The sequence below is a fragment of the Rhizorhapis sp. SPR117 genome (assembly GCF_021742065.1).
Window position 1 is genome coordinate 100444 of record NZ_JAKKIE010000004.1, and the last position, 19032, is coordinate 119475.

General features: G+C 58.2%; 16 protein-coding genes. 9 read left to right on the forward strand and 7 right to left on the reverse strand.

Translation table 11 applies throughout. The features are described 5' to 3' along the window. Window positions 1-7: 7 nt before the first annotated feature. Genes L3X40_RS03055 through L3X40_RS03065 form a run of 3 tightly spaced genes read right to left on the reverse strand, consistent with a single transcriptional unit; the run spans window position 8 to window position 5152 of the window. Window positions 8-1819, reverse strand: coding sequence for a cytochrome c3 family protein (locus L3X40_RS03055; protein WP_237364311.1), 1812 nt, complete (start codon window positions 1817-1819; stop codon window positions 8-10). Window positions 1820-1829: 10 nt separating this feature from the next. Continuing rightward, the gene (locus tag L3X40_RS03060) at window positions 1830-2702 is read right to left on the reverse strand and encodes a hypothetical protein (protein ID WP_237364312.1); all 873 of its coding nucleotides are present in this window, start codon (window positions 2700-2702) and stop codon (window positions 1830-1832) included. Next, window positions 2702-5152, reverse strand: a complete 2451-nt coding sequence (locus L3X40_RS03065) for a cyclic nucleotide-binding domain-containing protein (RefSeq protein WP_237364313.1) — start codon at window positions 5150-5152, stop codon at window positions 2702-2704. The genes L3X40_RS03060 and L3X40_RS03065 overlap by 1 nt, the downstream gene beginning before the upstream one ends. A 144-nt stretch (window positions 5153-5296) precedes the next feature. On the opposite strand from L3X40_RS03065, the gene L3X40_RS03070 reads away from it, so the two are divergent. Further along, entirely contained in the window at window positions 5297-6220 is a 924-nt protein-coding gene (locus L3X40_RS03070; protein ID WP_237364314.1) for a tetratricopeptide repeat protein, read from the forward strand. A gap of 350 nt (window positions 6221-6570) precedes the next feature. Here L3X40_RS03070 and thiS read toward each other — a convergent pair whose 3' ends face one another. Then, on the reverse strand, window positions 6571-7566 hold the full coding sequence (gene thiS / locus L3X40_RS03075) for a sulfur carrier protein ThiS (protein WP_237364315.1): 996 nt from the start codon (window positions 7564-7566) through the stop codon (window positions 6571-6573). Window positions 7567-7664: 98 nt separating this feature from the next. On the opposite strand from thiS, the gene aroQ reads away from it, so the two are divergent. The 5 genes from aroQ (at window position 7665) to L3X40_RS03100 (ending at window position 11288) form a co-directional block, all read left to right on the forward strand. After that, window positions 7665-8117: a type II 3-dehydroquinate dehydratase gene (gene aroQ / locus L3X40_RS03080; protein ID WP_237364316.1), complete on the forward strand. Its 453-nt coding sequence runs from the start codon at window positions 7665-7667 to the stop codon at window positions 8115-8117. Between the two features lie 75 nt (window positions 8118-8192). Continuing rightward, window positions 8193-8672, forward strand: coding sequence for an acetyl-CoA carboxylase biotin carboxyl carrier protein (gene accB / locus L3X40_RS03085; RefSeq protein ID WP_237364317.1), 480 nt, complete (start codon window positions 8193-8195; stop codon window positions 8670-8672). Window positions 8673-8679: 7 nt separating this feature from the next. Further along, a complete protein-coding gene (gene accC, locus L3X40_RS03090) occupies window positions 8680-10029 on the forward strand; it encodes an acetyl-CoA carboxylase biotin carboxylase subunit (protein WP_237364318.1) in 1350 nt (449 codons plus the stop codon). A gap of 70 nt (window positions 10030-10099) precedes the next feature. Beyond that, entirely contained in the window at window positions 10100-10444 is a 345-nt protein-coding gene (locus L3X40_RS03095) for an arsenate reductase family protein (protein WP_237364319.1), read from the forward strand. A 109-nt stretch (window positions 10445-10553) separates the two neighbouring features. Beyond that, window positions 10554-11288: a ParA family protein gene (locus tag L3X40_RS03100; protein ID WP_237364320.1), complete on the forward strand. Its 735-nt coding sequence runs from the start codon at window positions 10554-10556 to the stop codon at window positions 11286-11288. Between the two features lie 4 nt (window positions 11289-11292). Here the strand turns inward: L3X40_RS03100 and L3X40_RS03105 are convergent, their stop codons facing one another. Together L3X40_RS03105 and L3X40_RS03110 are read right to left on the reverse strand one after the other, a co-directional pair. Then, window positions 11293-13587 carry a putative bifunctional diguanylate cyclase/phosphodiesterase gene (locus L3X40_RS03105; RefSeq protein ID WP_237364347.1) on the reverse strand — a complete coding sequence of 765 codons (2295 nt, stop codon included), beginning with the start codon at window positions 13585-13587 and terminating at the stop codon, window positions 11293-11295. A 511-nt stretch (window positions 13588-14098) separates the two neighbouring features. Then, window positions 14099-15835: a fatty acyl-AMP ligase gene (locus L3X40_RS03110; RefSeq protein WP_237364348.1), complete on the reverse strand. Its 1737-nt coding sequence runs from the start codon at window positions 15833-15835 to the stop codon at window positions 14099-14101. Window positions 15836-15988: 153 nt separating this feature from the next. On the opposite strand from L3X40_RS03110, the gene L3X40_RS03115 reads away from it, so the two are divergent. Next, window positions 15989-16525 (forward strand): regulatory protein RecX, encoded by a 537-nt coding sequence (locus tag L3X40_RS03115; protein WP_237364321.1) that lies wholly within the window; start codon window positions 15989-15991, stop codon window positions 16523-16525. A gap of 17 nt (window positions 16526-16542) precedes the next feature. On the opposite strand, the gene L3X40_RS03120 is transcribed toward L3X40_RS03115, so the two are convergent. Beyond that, entirely contained in the window at window positions 16543-17343 is an 801-nt protein-coding gene (locus tag L3X40_RS03120; protein WP_237364322.1) for an aspartyl/asparaginyl beta-hydroxylase domain-containing protein, read from the reverse strand. 90 nt (window positions 17344-17433) lie between these two features. Between L3X40_RS03120 and L3X40_RS03125 the strand changes: the two genes are divergently transcribed. Together L3X40_RS03125 and L3X40_RS03130 are read left to right on the forward strand one after the other, a co-directional pair. Beyond that, window positions 17434-17928 carry a DUF192 domain-containing protein gene (locus tag L3X40_RS03125; protein WP_237364323.1) on the forward strand — a complete coding sequence of 165 codons (495 nt, stop codon included), beginning with the start codon at window positions 17434-17436 and terminating at the stop codon, window positions 17926-17928. Between the two features lie 100 nt (window positions 17929-18028). Beyond that, window positions 18029-19030 (forward strand): bile acid:sodium symporter family protein, encoded by a 1002-nt coding sequence (locus L3X40_RS03130; RefSeq protein WP_237364324.1) that lies wholly within the window; start codon window positions 18029-18031, stop codon window positions 19028-19030. The last annotated feature ends 2 nt before the right edge of the window (window positions 19031-19032 follow it).

Consider the following 19032-nt stretch of genomic DNA (forward strand, 5'->3'; position numbering starts at 1 on the left):
CTTCCCCCTAATTGTCGAGACCCTGCACTCCTGCCGGTTGAACGTCCGTTACTGGCTTCATGGCCGCGACTCGTTGTTTCGTCGACCAGGGTGCCCCTTCGTCCGGATGGTAGCTGTGACATAAAGCACAACTGGACGGAATATCAGCGTTCGCCTTGGGGCCGCCATGGCAGGTACGGCATGTGGCGATGCCGGGCAGCATCACATCGCTGGCCTTGTCCGACTTTCCGGCGGCATGGCAGCTTTCGCATTTTTCCGTCTTGTGCGCGTCATGATCGAACCAGCCCTTGCCCATATAGCGCATGGTTTGATGTACAGGCAGAACGTGCCAGTCGTCGGAACCGGTCGTGACCGGCGGTGTGATGGTATGGCAATCATAACAGGCCCCGCCTTTGGAAAAGACCGCCCGGATCGCTGCATCGGCCCGTGACGGACACGCCGCCGCCGCACCGAAATAGGCGTGATAAAGTTGTCCTTGCGCATATTGGCCGGGCCGACGCCGCGCCATGCCGTCAAGGCTGATCGGCTTTTCAGGATCGCTTGAACGATAATAGGCGCGCAAGTCGGCGATGACCTGTTTGGGTTCTCCATGGCGCAGGGTGCGGAGTGTGCCGCCAATTTCCTCGAAAGCCAGGCTATGACACATGGCGCAATCCTGTTTCATATCGACGGCCTGAAAACGAACACCGTCAGCGGTGGGGACATGACAATCCTTGCAGGCCAGCGCATCGCCGAAACCATGATCCGCCTTCATGGTCTGCGCCATGCGAGCAACCCCATTGGTGCGCGACAAGTGCAGTTTATGGGGGAATTTCAGGCCGCTATTCTCCGTCGGATTCTTATCGAGCGAAATGCGGGTGAAGACAGGATGCTCGCCCGGCGTCGTCATGACGGCGGGCCGGAATTCGGGATGTGCCTTGCCAAAATCGGCCACATTTTCGAGTTTCGTATCGGTCAGCCGTCCATTCAGCCCGTCATGGCAATTGGTGCAGAAAACCTGCTGCGTCGGCTGCATAGGTCCAGCGCCTTCATGTTCGCGATGGCAATCGACGCATGCGCCATCAGGCTTGTTGAATATATGCGCAACGCCCGCCAGAATCTGGCCGCCCAGTCCCGGCGTGCCTTTGGCACGCGCCAACCGTGCCGGATCAGCATGATCGTGGACATCGGTATGACAGGCCACACAGGCGCTGTCGCGAACCGAGACGAAGGCATCGACATGACAGGCCTGGCAATTATTTTCGAGCGACCGATGCGCTTGCGACAGAGGACCGCTGGACCAGCTTTGGTCCGCATGGAAGGTTTTCGGCCGTTCCTTGACGCCTTTATGGCTCACATAGCTCCAGATAGGAACAGCTAGAAAGGCGATAAGGATGAGAATGTCGAAGCCCCATGCGCCGGTCCGTTTGCCCGGTAAAAGGCCGCGCAGGGAAAAAACCTGTACTTCGTCCTTTTCCTCGGAAGCATCGGACAGGGCTTCGACCCGTTCGACCGCTATCGCTACTTTGCCGTCCTCTTGACCGATCGTCAGGCGATGACCGCCCAGGCGCAGTTCGGCGCCTTTCACGCAGTCGATGTCGGCGCGCTGGGTCGATCGGCCATCGACATCGAAGGGCAGGCCGCCTGTGGCCGTTATGCTGATACGGCGATTGCCGAGTACGTCGATCCGGGCATGTTGCGGTGTGACGGCAAGATCGGGCAGGTGAATGTCATTTTCGGCCGCGCGACCGATGGTGATGCTATCTGCCGCGATTTCTGATGGACGCACGATCTGGCGACCATCGGCGGTATGGGAAATCTGCTTGATGAGGAATGTCATGTCCGCTGCCTCACCAGTAGAAAAAGACGCTGATGATATGGGCGGTAAGCGCCGCGATCAGGGCGAAGGTTATCGGAACATGGATGTATAACCAGACTTCCAGCATTGCCTTTAGCTGCAAGTGCCGGCGCAGGCGGGCGAGCATTGCTTCCTTGCGTTCCAGCAGCGCATCGACGCGTTCGAGCGGATCGTTGCCAGTGTCCGGGGCGAGGCCCGTGGTGCGTCGGATGTCGCGATGCGCGGCCCGGCTGGCGCAGGTGGGATAGCGGCCCGACAGGCGGCGCACGATGCCGCCGCCAAACGGGTCCTGATCGAGCGATTCCTGTACCAGTGCAGCTTGTTCGTGGGCCAGCGGCTGTGCAGAGTCGTGCAGTTGGCGGTCAATGGCGCGCAGTGCGTCGAGCATCTGAACCTGCGTCATTTCCTCACGATTGTTGCTGAGCGCGGCGGGCAGCGTTGCATAGACGAAGATGCCATAAATGCCCGACAGGATAACCAGCATCATCAGGGCATAGGCAAGGGTGTGAACGTTCCAGCCGAATTGAAAGCCGGTATGCAGCGTGGCGACGACAATCAGGCTGAGGCCCAGATAAACATGGGCCGATGTCCATGCCTTCAACGACCAGCGCCCCGGCGTCATCGCGCGCTTGCGCACGCCCAGCAGGGTCAGCCACAGGATCAGCAACGCGCCGATGGTGCCCAGCGTGTAGCCGTACCAGCTTCCCCCATTGGGGCGCGGTTCGACGTCGATCAGCGCATAGCCCAAGATGGCAATGAACGAGATGGCCAACGCGATTTTCAGCCAGCGGAAATTGCGATGCCGCAGGAAACTGTCGTGCAGCGTTTCGCCCTTGACGCGGCCGGGGGTGGCGCGGGTGGCCATCACGCCTCCTCCCTTTCAAGCCGCGATACGCTCAGGAAATCCTCCGGCGACACGCGAATGGCGGCGCCGGTCGGACAAGCGCGAACGCAGGCGGGGCCGCCCTGTATCCCCGAACACATGTCGCATTTGATGGCCTTTTTGGGCAATTCGACACCCGGTTCCTTGTTGGCATATCGCCATTTCTTCGATGGTTCACCGGGGCCGGGGCCAGCGCCGAAGAACAGCCAACTCAACAAGCTGGGCTTTGCTGGTGGCACGCTGTCCATGCGGATGACGCCATAGGGGCAGTTGCGCTGGCAATTGCCGCAACCGATGCAGGTCTCGTCAATGAAGACCTCGCCATCCGGGCCGCGATGGATGGCATCGGGTGGGCAATCGGCCATGCAATGCGGATGTTCGCAATGGCGGCAACTGGTGGGGACGTGCAGATGGGCATAGGTGCGCCCGGCCTCCCGATCCAGACGCGAGAGGCCGTCATGGCTGTCGGCACACGCCTTTTCGCAATTGTCGCAGCCAACGCACAGATTCTCGTCGATTAGCAGCACGTCGGTTGCCTCGCCAATGCCGTTGTCGACCAGGAATTTGGCGGTGGCCGAATACATGTCGACGACACCGGAAAAGCTGTCCTTGCGGCTTTCGACAAAGGCGGTGATGTCCTGCCGCGCGGCCATGTCCCGCCGGGCGCGTTCCAGCAAGGCCGGCTTGCTTTCCATCAGGCGGCGAAAGGCAGCGCCCTGCAGCTTGATGACTTCGGACTTGATCGCCGCCTTGACCGTCGCAGTGCGCTTGCCGCCCGCGATCAGCGCCATTTCGCCGACATAGGAACCGGCGGGGAGGTAGGAGAGGAAAACCGGCTTGCCGCCGACGTTTTTCTCGACGATCATCGATCCCTGACGGATGACGAAAATGTCGTCGCCTTCGTCACCTTCCGTGATGATCGGCTGGCCCGCGCGAACCGACAGGATTTCGGATGTGTCGAGCACTTCCTGCACATCGGCCGATGTCAGGCCCGAACCGAACATCTGAAGCAATTGACGCTCGGTCGAAATGCGAGTGACGGCGCGCTTGGCGGCGGGGACGGAGGCCATCAGCTTCAATGCGGCGGTGCGGGAGACCTCGACCACAATACATTGTTCGGCGGCGCGGATGGTTGCACCCCTGCGGCGGCCTGAAATCAGGCCAACCTCGCCAAAAATGGAGCCTTTTTCAATGGGCACGGTGATGGAGGGGTCATCCTTGCTGACTTCGACCAGTACCGACCCATCGGCAATCCCGAACAGCGATGACCCGACATCCAGCCGTTCGAAGATCGTGTCCCCGCTGCGATAGGCGCGCACTTCCGAATCGAGCATGAATTCGCGCATTTGCAATGGGGAAAGTTCGTTCAATATGCTGACGTTGGCGCGCAGATATTCCAGCCACTCATCGACGCTCTGCCGCTCTGGCAGTCCTGCAAATTTGGCCTCCAATATCGGCTCGTCGGCGGGTTTCAGGGCGGTGTTGCCGTTGATGAATTCCACCACGTCATAGCCCTGATTCATGCAGTGTTTGATCAGCGGATAGCCCGCCAGCGCGCCGATCACGAAAATGCCGGGCGCGGTCGATTCGAAAACCGGCGAAAGCTTCGGGAATGCTTCCCGGTCTTCGCTGGTAAATTCGATGCCGCAGCTTTCAACGAATTTGCGTGGGGCGGCCGAACCCATGCGGGCGATGATCCGATCGCAGCGGATCGTTTCCTGCCCGTCGCGGGTATCGAGCACCAATTCGCCGGGACGCACTTCGGCCGGGGAGGTTTCGGTACGGATGATGATGCGTCCGTCTTCGCCCGCCTGCGTCAACAGCTTCACATTGGCGCTTTTGGCGCGGGCAAAATCGGCGCCGCGATTGAGAATGGTCACGATATTGCGTTGTGCCGGATCAGCGGCAAGGCCCAGCGCGTTTTCGATGCCTGCGTCGCCAGAGCCGATGACGGTGATGTGCTCGTCAATATATTCGCCCGGATCGTCGAGCTGATATTGCACATGGGGCAGATCGCCGCCGGGGCAACGCATCAGGTTGGGATTGCCCTGTGTTCCGATGGCAAAAACGATGGTTTCCGCTTCGAAAGTTGCGCCCTTCGTCGAGGTAATCGTAAATTCACCTTTGCTGCCCGCAATCGCCTTGACCTCGGCATGGTAGGCGACGTTGACGCTTTGCGAAGTGGTCTGATCGTTCCATGTTCCCAGCACGACTTCCCGCTTGCCCGCGTCGAAATCCATGTCGGATCGCAGGACAAGCTGGCTGGGCGTCGCCATAACGTGCTTGCCTTTTTGATATTTGTATATCGTGTCCGACAGGTGGTCGGTCTTTTCCAGCAGGATATGGGACAGCCCCAACTGCGCCGCGCGTGCGGCGGCACTCAGACCAGCCGGTCCGGAGCCGATAATGGCTATCCGATAGCGGTGATTCACACCGATGCTCCCCCTGTTAACCCCGAATGCGTCGTCGCTTTTGGCTGGATATTCAAATGAATGGATGCGATCCCCGGCAGCAATCTAGCATTTCGACCGCGTTAGGCTAGACCATAGACGCATCAAAGAGGCATTTTAATTATTATGTTGAGACAAAAGCTGAAATTGCCCCAGATCATTCTGATCCTTGCCGCGCTGGTGGCGGTCAGCGCCGTCGGATATAAAATCGCCCTACGCAAAGCCGACCCTGCCGCTATAGCAGCGGAGAGTACGCTGCCTGATAAACAGCGTCCTGCCGACATAGCGGGTCTGGAGGCGATGCTGAAAGGCAAACCAGACGATGTCGAGGGGTGGCAGAAGCTGGGTTGGGCTTATTTCGATGCGGGACGTTATGGCGATGCCGCCAATGCCTATCGGAAGGCGACCGATCTCGCTCCCGGACAGGCCGTTCTATGGTCATCGCTTGGTGAGGCAATTGTCATGGCAAGTGAACATGACCCCATGCCCAAGGATGCTGTGACCGCGTTTGAAACCGCGATATCAAAGGACAAGGCTGACCCGCGCGCCCGGTATTTTCTGGCAGTGCGCAAGGATCTGACCGGCGATCATCAGGGCGCCATCGATGACTGGTTTGCCCTGCTGGCCGACACACCACCGGGTGCGCCATGGGAATCGGACCTGCGCCGGACGATTCAACAGGCCGGAGCGATTAACAAGATCGACGTTGCGAAACGGCTTGCGTCCGTCGAATCGACAGCCTCGGCTCATCCAGTGGACATCGCCACCGCCGCCATTCCCGGCCCCAACCGCGCGCAGATGCAGGCGGCATCCAGCCTTCCGCCGGGTCAGCAACAGGAGATGGTGCAAGGCATGGTCAACGGGCTGGAGGATAAGCTGAAGGCCGATCCCGCCAATGTTCAGGGATGGATCATACTGATGCGCAGTCGCATGACGCTGGGCGAAACGGGGAAAGCCAGCGCGGCCTATAAAAGTGCGATCGCGGCCAACCCGTCACAATCGGTGCGTATCAGGGAAGCGGCAAAGACACTTGGCGTGCCGGGGGCTTAGAATGTGAAGACTAAAGATCGTCATGCTGAACTTGTTTGGGAATCATACCGTTCGACAAGCAGGCCGGGCCCGCCATCATAGCCCTCCCCTGAAGGGACTATTTCATCATTCGTGCATTTCCTGATTTTCGTCGTTCCCGCGAAGGCGGGAACCCATCTCCCGAGGTAAAATCAAGCGGTCAGGTCAGGAGTTGGATCCCCGCTTTCGCGGGGATGACGGTAAAATGAAATTTGCAACGATCCCCATAGGGGAGAGGGAGATTGGCTATATGTTTCAAGGGCACAACTGCCAAACAAGTTCAGGGTGACGGCCTTCCAATGTCGCGAACTTCGATTCCACCATTCCAGCGTTTAAATCAGGCCCGCCAGCGGAGAGGATGGATCGGCATACATGCGCCGCCCCATACGTCCGGCGAGGTAGGCCATGCGTCCCGCCTCAACGCCCGCTTTCATTGCGCGCGCCATCAGGACCGGGTCTTTTGCTTCGGCAATGGCGGTGTTCATCAGGACGCCGGTGCAGCCAAGCTCCATCGCCTGTGCGGCTTCCGATGCGGTGCCAACGCCTGCATCCACCAGCACGGGCAGCTTCGTGCCTTCGACGATCAGGCGGATCGTGACCCGGTTCTGAATGCCAAGGCCCGATCCGATAGGCGCGCCCAGCGGCATGATGGCGACCGCGCCGACATCCTCCAGCCTTTTGGCGGCGATGGGATCATCGACGCAATAGACCATCGGCTTGAAGCCTTCCCTGGCGAGAATCTCGGTGGCGCGCAGCGTTTCCACCATGTCGGGGTATAGCGTTTTCGCCTCGCCCAGCACTTCCAGCTTCACCAGATCCCACCCGCCTGCTTCACGAGCCAACCGCAGCGTGCGGATCGCATCCTCGCCGGTAAAGCAGCCGGCGGTGTTGGGGAGATACGTGATCTTTTTGGGATCAATGAAATCCGTCAGCATCGGCGCCTTGGGGTCCGACACGTTGACGCGCCGAACCGCAACGGTCACGATTTCCGCGCCGGATGCCGCCACCGCGGCTGCGTTCTGTTCAAAGCTTTTATATTTGCCGGTGCCGACGATCAGGCGGGACATGAAGCGTTTGCCGGCGACTTCCCAACCATCGTTTGCGCCATTATCGCCTCCGCCAACAAAGTGTACGATTTCCAGTTCGTCGCCATCCTCAACCCGGACCTGCGCCAATGTGGAGCGGGGTACGACTTCCAGATTGCGCTCCACCGCGACCTTTTCCGGTACAAAGCCAAGCTCGCTCGCAAGCTCGGCAAGGGTCAGTCCGTCCCGCACGCGACGGTGTTCGCCGTTGATCCTGATTGCTATGGTGCCGTCAACGCTCATTCGTTGTTCCTGCCTAAATTGACTTTCGCTTTTGCGCATTTGCTTTCGCCGCCATATAGGGAAGCGAATGACTGGCCTGCAACCGAAAGGACGTCTTTATGGCGGACCCGATTAAAATCCCCACTAAGGTCTATGTGCTGAATGGTCCCAATCTGAACCTGCTGGGTACGCGAGAGCCGGAAATCTATGGGGCTGACACGCTGGATGACATTGCCGGGCAGCTGGAGGATATGGCGCGAGCGCAGGATGTGGAGGTCGATTTTCGTCAGTCCAATCATGAGGGTCACCTGATCGATTGGCTGCATGAGGCGCAGGCGGAGGGGGCAAAGGCGGTGATCCTCAATCCCGGCGGTTTCACACATACATCGGTTGCGTTGCATGACGCGATCAAATCGATCACGACGCCCGTGATCGAGGTGCATCTGTCCAACCCGCATAAACGGGAGGAATTTCGTCACAAATCCTTTGTGGGGCAGGCGGCGAAGGGAACGATTGCCGGGTTTGGGGCGCTTTCCTACGCACTTGCGCTGGAAGCGGCGCTGAAACTTTAGGACGCGCCCTGTTGCGCTCCCCGGCGAGAGGGAATAGGCGCAGGGGCAACAAGGCTTTATTCAACGAGGATATGCATGGCTGACAAAAATGAAGGGGGCGCAATGCAGGTCGATGCGAAGCTGGTGCGCGATCTGGCGGAAATGCTGGACGTTGCCAATTTGAGCGAAATTGAGGTGCAGGACGGTGAACGGCGGATTCGTGTCGCTCGGACGCTTCAAGCGGCGCCTGCGACCTATCATGTAGCGCCAGCTTCCTCTGCGCCTGTTGCAGCCGGTTCGGTTCCGGCGGCGACAGATGCGCCGATCGCCGCGTCTGTGCAGGCCAATGCGGTCAAATCCCCGATGGTCGGCACTGTCTATCTGACTCCCGAACCGGGCGCTGCGCCCTTCATTGCTGTCGGTGCTCAGGTAAAGGCTGGCGATACGCTGTTGATCGTGGAGGCCATGAAGGTCATGAACCCGATCACGGCGCCTGTTGCCGGAACGGTCAAGGCGATGCTCGTCGAAAATGGTCAGCCGGTCGAATTCGACCAGCCATTGGTCGTCGTAGAGTAAGCGCGCCATGAGTTTTGAAAAAATCCTCATCGCCAATCGGGGCGAAATCGCATTGCGCATCCACCGCGCGGCGCATGAAATGGGGATCAAGACGGTTGCGGTTCATTCAACCGCCGATGCTGACGCCATGCATGTTCGTCTGGCCGACGAGGCGATCTGCATCGGGCCCCCGGCGGCGACGGACAGCTATCTCAACATTCCCAATATTATTTCAGCGGCAGAAATCTCCGGCGCGGACGCTATCCATCCGGGCTATGGCTTTCTGTCGGAAAATGCGCAGTTCGCTGAAATCGTGGAAGCGCACGACATCGCTTTTATCGGACCCAAGCCCGAACATATCCGCACCATGGGCGACAAGGTGGAAGCGAAGCGCACTGCGGGCGCACTCGGCCTGCCGCTTGTACCGGGTTCGGACGGCGCGATTTCCGACCTTGGCGAGGCCAAGCGGATCGCCAAAGACATCGGTTATCCCGTTCTGATCAAGGCGGCGTCAGGCGGCGGCGGGCGCGGCATGAAGGTGGTGCCTGACGAGGACCAGCTTGAAACGCTGATGCAGCAAGCGGGATCGGAGGCGAAAGCTGCCTTTGGCGATGCCACCGTCTATATGGAAAAATATCTGGGTAATCCCCGGCATATCGAATTTCAGGTGTTCGGTGACGGCAAGGGCAATGCCATCCATCTGGGCGAGCGCGATTGTTCGTTGCAACGGCGGCATCAGAAAGTGCTGGAGGAAGCGCCGTCTCCGGTCATTTCATCGGCAGAGCGGTCGCGCATGGGCGAAATCGTCCGCAAGGCGATGGCCGACATGAGCTATCGCGGTGCGGGTACGATAGAGTTTCTATACGAAGACGGCGAATTCTATTTCATCGAAATGAACACCCGGCTGCAGGTGGAGCATCCTGTTACGGAGATGATTACCGGCGTCGATCTGGTCCGCGAACAGATCCGCATTGCCGAAGGCAAGCCGCTTTCGGTGGCGCAGGAGGATCTCGTCTTTTCCGGGCATGCCATCGAATGCCGGATCAATGCCGAAGACCCCGGGACGTTCGCGCCATCGCCCGGAACGGTTACCAGCTACCATGTGCCCGGCGGCATGCATGTTCGCGTCGATAGCGGCCTGTATCAAGGTTATCGCGTGCCGCCTTATTATGACAGCATGATCGGCAAGCTGATCGTCTATGGCCGCACGCGTGAAGGCTGTTTGATGCGCTTGCGCCGCGCACTGGAAGAATATGTGATCGAAGGGATGAAAACGACCATCCCGCTGCATCAGGCATTGCTTAACGATCCTGAATTCCAGAACGGCGATTATACCATCAAATGGCTGGAGGAATGGCTGGCGCGCGACAATATCTGAACTTCGGGGTTGCCGAATTTTCCATGTTTCGGGGCCTGTCCGCCTTTGACCGAAATGAAGGACCTGCATCATGAAAGCAACGATCTGGCACAACCCGGCCTGCGGTACATCGCGCAAAACGCTGGCGATCCTGCAGGATACACCGGGCATTGATTTGGTGGTTATTGAGTATCTGAAAAATCCTTATTCCCGGGACAAGTTGGCGCAGATCATTCGTGACGCGGGCATGACCCCGGCAGAAGCGCTGCGGTTGCGCGGCACGGATGCGGAGGAAAAAGGCCTGCCCCAAGCGGATGACGATGCAATTCTGGACGCGATGGTTGCCCAACCGGCCTATGTGAACCGGCCCTTTGTTGAAACCGACAAAGGCGTCCGCTTTTGTCGTCCGCAGGAAAAATTGATGGAAATTCTGTGAATTTCCAGTTGAATGCCTGCAATCCAATCGAAACCGACGCGCTTTCCCCATAAGTCCTTGCCTGAAACGGCGACGCTGGCCTAGCGTGCAAACCGGGCAGGAGACAGGCATGGCGACGGTGGCGATATACAGCCTGAAGGGTGGGGTCGGGAAGACGACATTCTCGATCAATCTCGCCTGGGCATCTGCTACCATATCGAAACGGCGTACTTTGTTATGGGATCTCGATCCGCAGGCGGCATCGACCTATATATTGGCGGATGGGCCGACGCCGCGGGACGAGGCGCAGGCGATTTTTGCACGTAATGTCGATGCTATCTCGCTGGTGCGGCCGTCCAGTGTTGCAGGCGTTGATTTACTGGCGGCCGACACATCGCTTCGCGGTCTGGACCATTTCTTTTTCGAACTGGGCAAGAAAAAGCGGCTCGCCAAGCTGCTGGGCGGCCTTTCGAAACATTATGACCGCATCATCCTCGACTGTCCCCCCGGCCTGACGCAGACCAGCGAACAGGTTTTGCACGCGGCGGATATTGTCATCGTGCCTGTCATTCCCGCGCCGCTATCACAGCGGGCATTGGTCGAGGTTGTCCATTTCCTTGAGCGGCAAAAAGGTAAGCACGCGCCGATCCTGCCGGTTTATTCCATGGTCGATCGCCGCCGATCATTACATCGCGCGGCACTGGACGAAAAAGCCGACTGGCCGGTCATCCCGATGGCGAGCGCGATCGAACAAATGTCGGTTCGCAAGGCACCCATCGGCACGTTCGAGCCCCATTGTCCGGCGGCAAAGGCCTTTACGAAATTGTGGACCGGGGTTGAACGGAAGCTGCGAACGCAGGCGTGATGCGTCAGGCGACCGCACTTTGTTGGCCATTGCCGAACAAGGCCACAGCTTCGCTGGCGGGCATGGGGCGGCCGAAATAATAGCCCTGAATCTTGCGGCATCCCAAACGATTGATCATTTCGACTTCTTCTTCATTTTCCACCCCTTCGGCGGTGGTGGACATACCCAGGCTGTCAGCCATGGCGACAACGGCGCGGATGATGGCGATGCTTTCCGGCACGTTTTTCGCAGCGCCCTGAACGAAGCTGCGGTCGATCTTGATCGTGCTGAACCGTGACTTGCGTAGATAGCCCAATGAAGAATAGCCGGTGCCAAAATCATCCAGTGACAGTTTGACGCCCAGCGCCAATATACGGTCGAGCAGTTGTTCAGCGCCCGTACCTTCGCGCATGAACACGCTTTCAGTGACTTCCAGTTCCAACCTGTGCGGGGGCAGTTCGGCATAAGCGAGCGCAGAAGTGACGGCGGTCACAAAATTCGGGTCGCCCAGTTGTTCGGCGGACACGTTCACTGCCACACGGATATGTTCAGGCCAATTCTTGGCCTCTTTACAGGCTGTACGCAGGACCCATTCGCCGATTGGACCGATCAGACGCGCATCTTCTGCCACAGGAATGAACTTGACCGGGGAAATGCTGCCCATTTCCGGATGAGTCCACCGCACCAGCGCTTCAAAGCCCAATATTCGGCCATCCTTGGCATCGACGACAGGCTGATAGACGACATGAAGCTGTTCTTTCTGCAAAGCTTCGCGCAGTGCAATTTCCAGCACACGGCGTTCTTCGGCGTGTAAATGGAGCTTGGGTTCATAACCATGATGAAGGCCCCCGCCTTCTTCCTTGGAACGGTATAATGCCAGATCGGCGCTGCGGATCAGCGTTTCCGGGGTGCGGCCATCGCGTGGTGCAATGGCGGACCCGACGCTGGCGCCGATATACAGGGTATGCTGGTCAATCTCATAAGGACGTGACAGCGTATCAATGATTTCCAGGGATAGCCGTTCAACATATTCGGTATCGTGGATTTCACGTATGACCACGGCGAATTCGTCGCCGCCGATGCGAGCGCAAATTTCATTTGTCGAACATACATGCCGTAGTCGTTCGGAGACGCGCGCCAGCAAATGGTCGCCAATCGGGTGACCCAGCGTGTCATTGATCGCTTTGAACCGATCAAGGTCGATCATCAGGAAACCGCATCGCGAGTTCCATTTTTCCATCTCTTGCAAGGCGCACAACAGTGACTCGGTAAGATGCAGACGGTTTGGAAGATTGGTCAGCGTATCGTAATGCGCCAACTGTGCAATTTTCTCCGATGATTCACGCTGTTTCGTCACGTCCGAACCAACGCCGCGGAAGCCCTGAAACGAGCCCTTTTCATCCAGCCTGGGTGCGGCCGATAATTCCCACCAGTGCTTTTGCCCGGCAATCTCAACCTCCAGCACCACGTTGGAGAAGCTTTCACGACGTTTGATCCGTTCGGCAAATTCGTGAAGCGTTGGCGAAAACTTGCCTGATTCCCAAGCGCTGCCGGCAAATATCTGCAGCAATGGCTTGCCCTCGACATCAGCGGCTTCCATACCGAGCGCGCGGGCAAAACGGGAGGATACATGCGTTACACGTCGCGCCGCGTCAGTCTGCCATAGCCAATCGGCGCTGCTATCCTCAAATTCACGCAGCAACAGGCTGACGACCTCGCTCTTTTCGGCAAGCTGGGTCGTGGCGGTCAATTCGGTGCCAAAGGAACGGGCGTGTTTCAGGCTGGTGACGAGCAGCAGCAATGCATAACATACAACGACCGCAGCCACATGCGGCGACCCAAGGCCCAGCATCATCCAGGCGTTCGCACTTCCTACGGTTGCAAGGAACAACAGGGTCGAAAGAGGCATTCCGACATATGTAAGCGCCGTGCCAACCATCATGCAACTCATCAGCGCCCAGAGCGAAATGATGGCCGTCGGATCGTCGGTCCGGGCGAACATAACAGGTGGTATAGCCCAGATCAGCCCTTGTATGAATAAAGCGCCGCCGTCGCGCAGCACCGTTGCTGACGTAACATCGGCATAGTCCGACTGCGCTCTGGCGCGTCCGCTGCGATAATATAGAAATCCATGGGTCAAGGCCACCAGGCCCCATAAAGTCAGGAAAGGCAAGCTGACCGCAGTGACGAACAGGCCCATGGTGAAAATTACCGCGAAACTGATCAGCAGCGAATAGACCAGGCTTACGTGATTGATCGACCGCAGCTGGGCTATTCGCAAGCGCTCGATATCTACGTTTGACGAGCTGGAAAAGCCCATCAGAACCGTCAGGGGCAGCTTTTGGGACGTCGTTACAGCGTCAGATGATGCATGTTTCCTGGACACGCGCCTTGTCTAGGTGATGGAGGTTAGGGAATGGTAACCAAGGGGCGTGAAATCGATGTCCTGCACAAGACGATTTTTTGCTGCTAATGCGGTGGAATCGAAGTTCGCCACATTGAACGATCGTCACCCTGAACTGGTTTGGGAATCATACCGTTGCGACAAGTAGGCTGGGCTCGCCATCATAGCCCCCTGAATGGACTATTGCATCATTCGTGCATTTCCTGATTTTCGTCGTTCCCGCGAAGGCGGGAACCCATCTCCCGACGTAAAATCAAGCGGTCAGGTCAGGAGATGGATCCCCGCCTTCGCGGGGATGACGGTAAAATGAAATTATGCGACGATCCCCACAGGGGAGAGGGACGTTGGCCTGACGCGAATGTGTCTCGACTTCACTCGACACCAACGGTGGACAGGAATTCAACCTGATCTCATCACGCGCTAAATATCAGGCTGCAATGTCATAGGGCTGAATTTCACCCGAAAGATAAAGGTTGCGCGCTTTCGATCGGCTGAGCTTGCCTGAACTTGTGCGGGGCAGGGTGCGTGGAGGCACCAGTTCGACGACGCAATTCATGCCGGTGATCGAGCGGACCTTGTCACGAATCTCGTCGCGCAGACGGCTGCGTTCCTCGTTGTCGGAGGTCCGGCAATGAACGAGAACGGCGGGTGTTTCTTCGCCGCCCGGTGTGGTGATGGAAAAGGCTGCGATGTCGCCTGCCTTGAAGCCGGGGAGCTGTTCCACCGCCCATTCGATGTCCTGCGGCCAGTGATTCTTGCCGTTGATGATGATCATGTCCTTGGCGCGGCCGACAATATAGAGATAGCCGCCGGACATATATCCCATGTCGCCGGTGTCGAGCCATCCATCGACCAAACAGGCGTCGGTCGCTTCCTGATCGCGGAAATAGCCGGTCATGATCGATGGCCCGGTGGTCCACACCTTGCCGATTGCCTTTTCGGGCAAGGTCGAGCCATCCTCATCGCGGATTTCCACGACCATATCCTTGGCGGGCTTGCCGCAATTGACGATGGCGCGATAGCGCGGCGGGCGATCCCCAGCACTTTCGCCGCCCGACAAGTCGGTTTCCTCGACCAATTCGATGACGATGCCCTCGCCCGGTGGCATGATGGTGACAGCCAGCGTCGCTTCGGCCAGGCCGTAGCTCGGCAGGAAGGCCGAAGCCGGGAAGCCCGCATCGGCGAAGGCATCGACAAAGCCCTGCATCACATCCGGGCGGATCATGTCCGCGCCATTGCCTGCGATACGCCAACGGGACAGGTCGAATCGGTCAGACGCCTTGGTCTGACTGGACATACGCCGCGCACAGATGTCATAGCCAAAGGTTGGCGAATAGCTGATCGACGTGCCCGTATTGCGGCTGATAAGGTCCAGCCAGGCAAGTGGGCGGCGCGCGAAATCCTCTGTTTTCAGATAATCGACCGACACCTGGTTGGCGACCGGAGACAAGAAGCAGCCGACGAGACCCATGTCATGATACCATGGCAGCCAACTGATGCAGCGATCACTGTCCTGCAATTCCATGCCGTGACTGTGCGCGGACAAATTATTCAGTAACGCATGGTGCGTTACGGCAACGCCGTGTGGAAAACGGGTGGAGCCACTGGAATATTGCAGATAACAGATGTCGTCGGTCGCAGCCTGCGGCAGGGGCGATTGATGGGCCTCACGCGCCATGAAATCCTCAAACGCGATGCCCTCAACCTTGCGCAGCTGTGCCGCACCGTCCGCCATATCGGCGAGTTCGGCAGGATAGAAAAGAATTTTGGGGTCGCAGCTCGTCAACTGCACAACCAGTTGGTCGATATAGCTTTCCTTGCCGCCAAAACTGGTCGGTAGCGGCAATGGCACCGGCCATGCACCAGCGTATATGATACCAAAAAAGAGCGCGGCGAAGTCCGGGCCGGTTTCCGCGACCAGCGCGATCCGGTCCTGTGGCCGCACGCCATGCGCGATCAACCTGTACGCGCATTTCAGTGCATCATCGCGCAGCTCCGCAAAGGGATAAGGCCGTGCAAGATTGCCGCGCGGATCATGGAAGTTGAATCCGCGCTCGCCGCTCGCCGCATAATCCAGCGCAGCGCCCAGCGTATCGAAATCGGAAAACCGCCGCGGCAGGTCGTCATGCGTCGGCGTGGCGACCAAAGCGGTCTCCCGAACCATCACATTGGAATTCTGCAATTTCGGTTGCTCCCTTGTCATATGTCTGAAACCCGGGCGCTCTACTTGCGATATCCCGAACAATCTGTCCAGTGTGCGCTTTTATACAGCAAGCCGCGTTCAAATTCCGGCCCGACTGTGGCATAATCATGGCGCGTGACTACTGAACCTCAAAAACGCCCGAAAGCTCCGCTAAATGGCGAACGCCTGGAGCAGTTGGCGCTGCATTATGCCGGGCGTTATGCGACCAGCCGTGCGAAACTGGCTGCCTATCTGGCGCGAAAAGTGCGCGAACGGGGTTGGGGGGAGGAAAAAGTGCCGGATATTCAGGCTTTGGTCGAACGATTTGCGGCGCTTGGCTATGTCGATGATGCGGGTTTCGCTTCGATGCGCGCTGCGTCGCTGACCCGGCGGGGATACGGCGCCCGACGGGTGGAGGAAAGCCTGCGGGCGGCCGGGATTGAAGAGCCTGAACGTGAGGACGCGCACCAGCAGGTTGTGCAGGAAAAATGGCGGGCTGCCGAGGCTTTTGCCCGTAAACGACGCATTGGTCCTTTCGCAACCGAGCTTGCCGATCGAGCGATGCAACAAAAACAGATCGCCGCCTTTTTGCGCGCAGGCCATGATTTCGACACCGCGCGGCGGTTTGTACAGGCAGAACCGGGGCATATTCCGGATGGGGAAGTGGAGTGAAAGGCGCTGTTCGGACTTTAGCGGTTCGCGTCTCGCTGCGCTGACCATTCCGCAAGGCCCCGGCGCGCATCCTGCACAAAGCGTGATCGCCGCACGCCTTCCATGAACAGGCCGCCTACCACTTTGCCAATCAGACCGACAGGCCGCCGGAATTGAACCAGCAGCACGATCCGTGTTTCGTCGGTGTCGTTGCGCACCTCATGTTCGAACACATCGTCGAAAACCAGAGCGCGGCCTTCCTGCCAGCCAACCCATGTGTCCACAACGCGCATGCGGCATTTTTCAGCGTCGCGTGGGACCTGTATGCCCAGATGACAGGTGAGAAACGCCTTTGACACGCCCGTATGGGTGGGAAGGTGTGTATGGGGCACAAGCACCGAGAAAAATGCGGAATTGAGACCCGGAATATGGGACACCAGTTCCGCCGTGCGTGGGCAGATGGCGCAATTGCTCTCTTCCCGATAACCATAGCCGACCAGGAAAAAGGAGCGCCACCGGCCCGCCGGCGCTATGCGGCGATGGTCGGGGGAAATGCTGGCGAGCGGCGGAACGCTGTTGAGGTCCTCCAGTGCGGCGAGCGCCTCTGCGCGAATTTCTTCCCAATGCTCCTCAAGCTTTGCCGCCCAGGGAAATTCCCGGGAATCGAAGATTGGCTTGTCCCCAACACGGGAAGATCGGGCGATCCACCTGTTGGTGCGCGGTTGCATATATTTTCCAAAGCGCAACAGCAGGGATTTTTTGGGAACGAGCCGGGAACTGGGCCGCAAAGTGGCGTCAACGCTATCGGGAATCGCGCCGGTCGGTACAGTATCTTTCACTCTATTCCCCTGTTGAGCCAGTTGTGGCCGTAAAGTCTTCGTTCTTTACAATATCTTTTCCTATGTTCTGGCACTTGATAGAGCAAGGCCATGATGAAGGAGAATGTTTCAGTGCGCCCGATCCTGATCGCCTTTACGTTGCTTCTTGCCGCGTGCAGCGCCACGGCACCGATTTCCAGCGATCAGGCCAATGCGACGCAAGAAGCGGACAGGGTCACGCTCACCATTCAGTCAGGGGACAAGACGCACACGTTCAACATAGAGGTCGCCCGCACTTCGCAGGAACAGGAAAAGGGCCTGATGTTCCGTAAATTCCTGCCGGACGACGGGGGGATGCTCTTTCCTTTTGATCCGCCACAGATCGCCAGTTTCTGGATGAAGAATACGGTCATTCCACTCGACATCCTGTTCATTCGGCCGGACGGGACGATTTCCTTTATCGCAGCCAATACCGAACCCTATTCGCTGGTTCCGGTATCATCGGGGCAGATTGACGCTGCGGTACTGGAAATCGCGGGTGGCCGGGCAGAGGCGTTGGGTATCAAGGCAGAGGACGCCGTCCGGTGGGAGACGCCTTCGGAATAAAGCAATTCGGAAGCGTCGGCATTTCCGTTCGACCATATTTGCCGGGGCGGGAATAGCTGGTAGGCCCTGTCCGTATCGTTAATTCGTGGTTGCCCGCTTCATGTTCCGATTTCGTCCTGACTCTTTCACGCTTATCCTGATAGCCACCGTGGCGATGGCCAGTCTGCTGCCATGTCGGGGACAAGCAGCGATATTTTTTGGCTGGGCAACAACAGCGGCCATCGTCCTGCTCTTCTTCATGCATGGAGCAAAGCTGTCGCGGCAGGCAATATTGGGCGGTTTTGCCGTGTGGCGGCTGCATCTTGCCACCTTGTCGAGCACCTTTGTGCTGTTCCCACTGCTTGGACTTGCGGTAGCAATGCTTCCCGATAGTCTTGTCGATCCGGGCATCAAGATGGGTATGATGTTCCTTTGTATCCTGCCATCGACGGTACAATCCTCCATCGCCTTTACCGCCATGGCGCGGGGCAATGTACCGGCGGCGGTGTGCAGCGCCTCGCTTTCCAATGTCGCGGGCATATTCTTAACACCGTTGCTTGCTGGCGTTTTGATCCACAGCCAGATGAACGTGGCTGACGGTTTTCTGCTGAAGGCGATCCAGTCGATTGCAATGAAGTTGCTTGCGCCCTTCATTATTGGTCACCTGATGCGACCATGGATCGGCGGTTTTGTTGACCGGCATCGGATATTTCTGGGGCGGCTCGATCGCGGGTCGATCCTGCTGGTCGTCTATACAGCTTTCAGTGCGGCCGTGATCGATGGCTTGTGGCATCGCGTTTCGGGTTTTGACCTTGCCGTGATCGCAGGGTTGAGCATCGCGCTGCTGGCCATTGTGCTGGTCATCACGACAATGGGTGCACGAATAGCCGGATTATCGATCGAAGATGAAACAGTGCTCGTCTTTTGCGGATCGAAAAAGAGCCTGGCAAGCGGTGTGCCGATGGCCGGAGCGTTGTTTGCACCGGCGCAGGTGGGTCTGATCATTCTGCCGCTGATGGTGTTTCATCAGATCCAGTTGATCGTCTGCGCCGCAATCGCGCAACATTATGCCCGACGGGTGGAGCAGGTCATACGCGATCTGGAACCGAGCACGCTTTCCTAAAC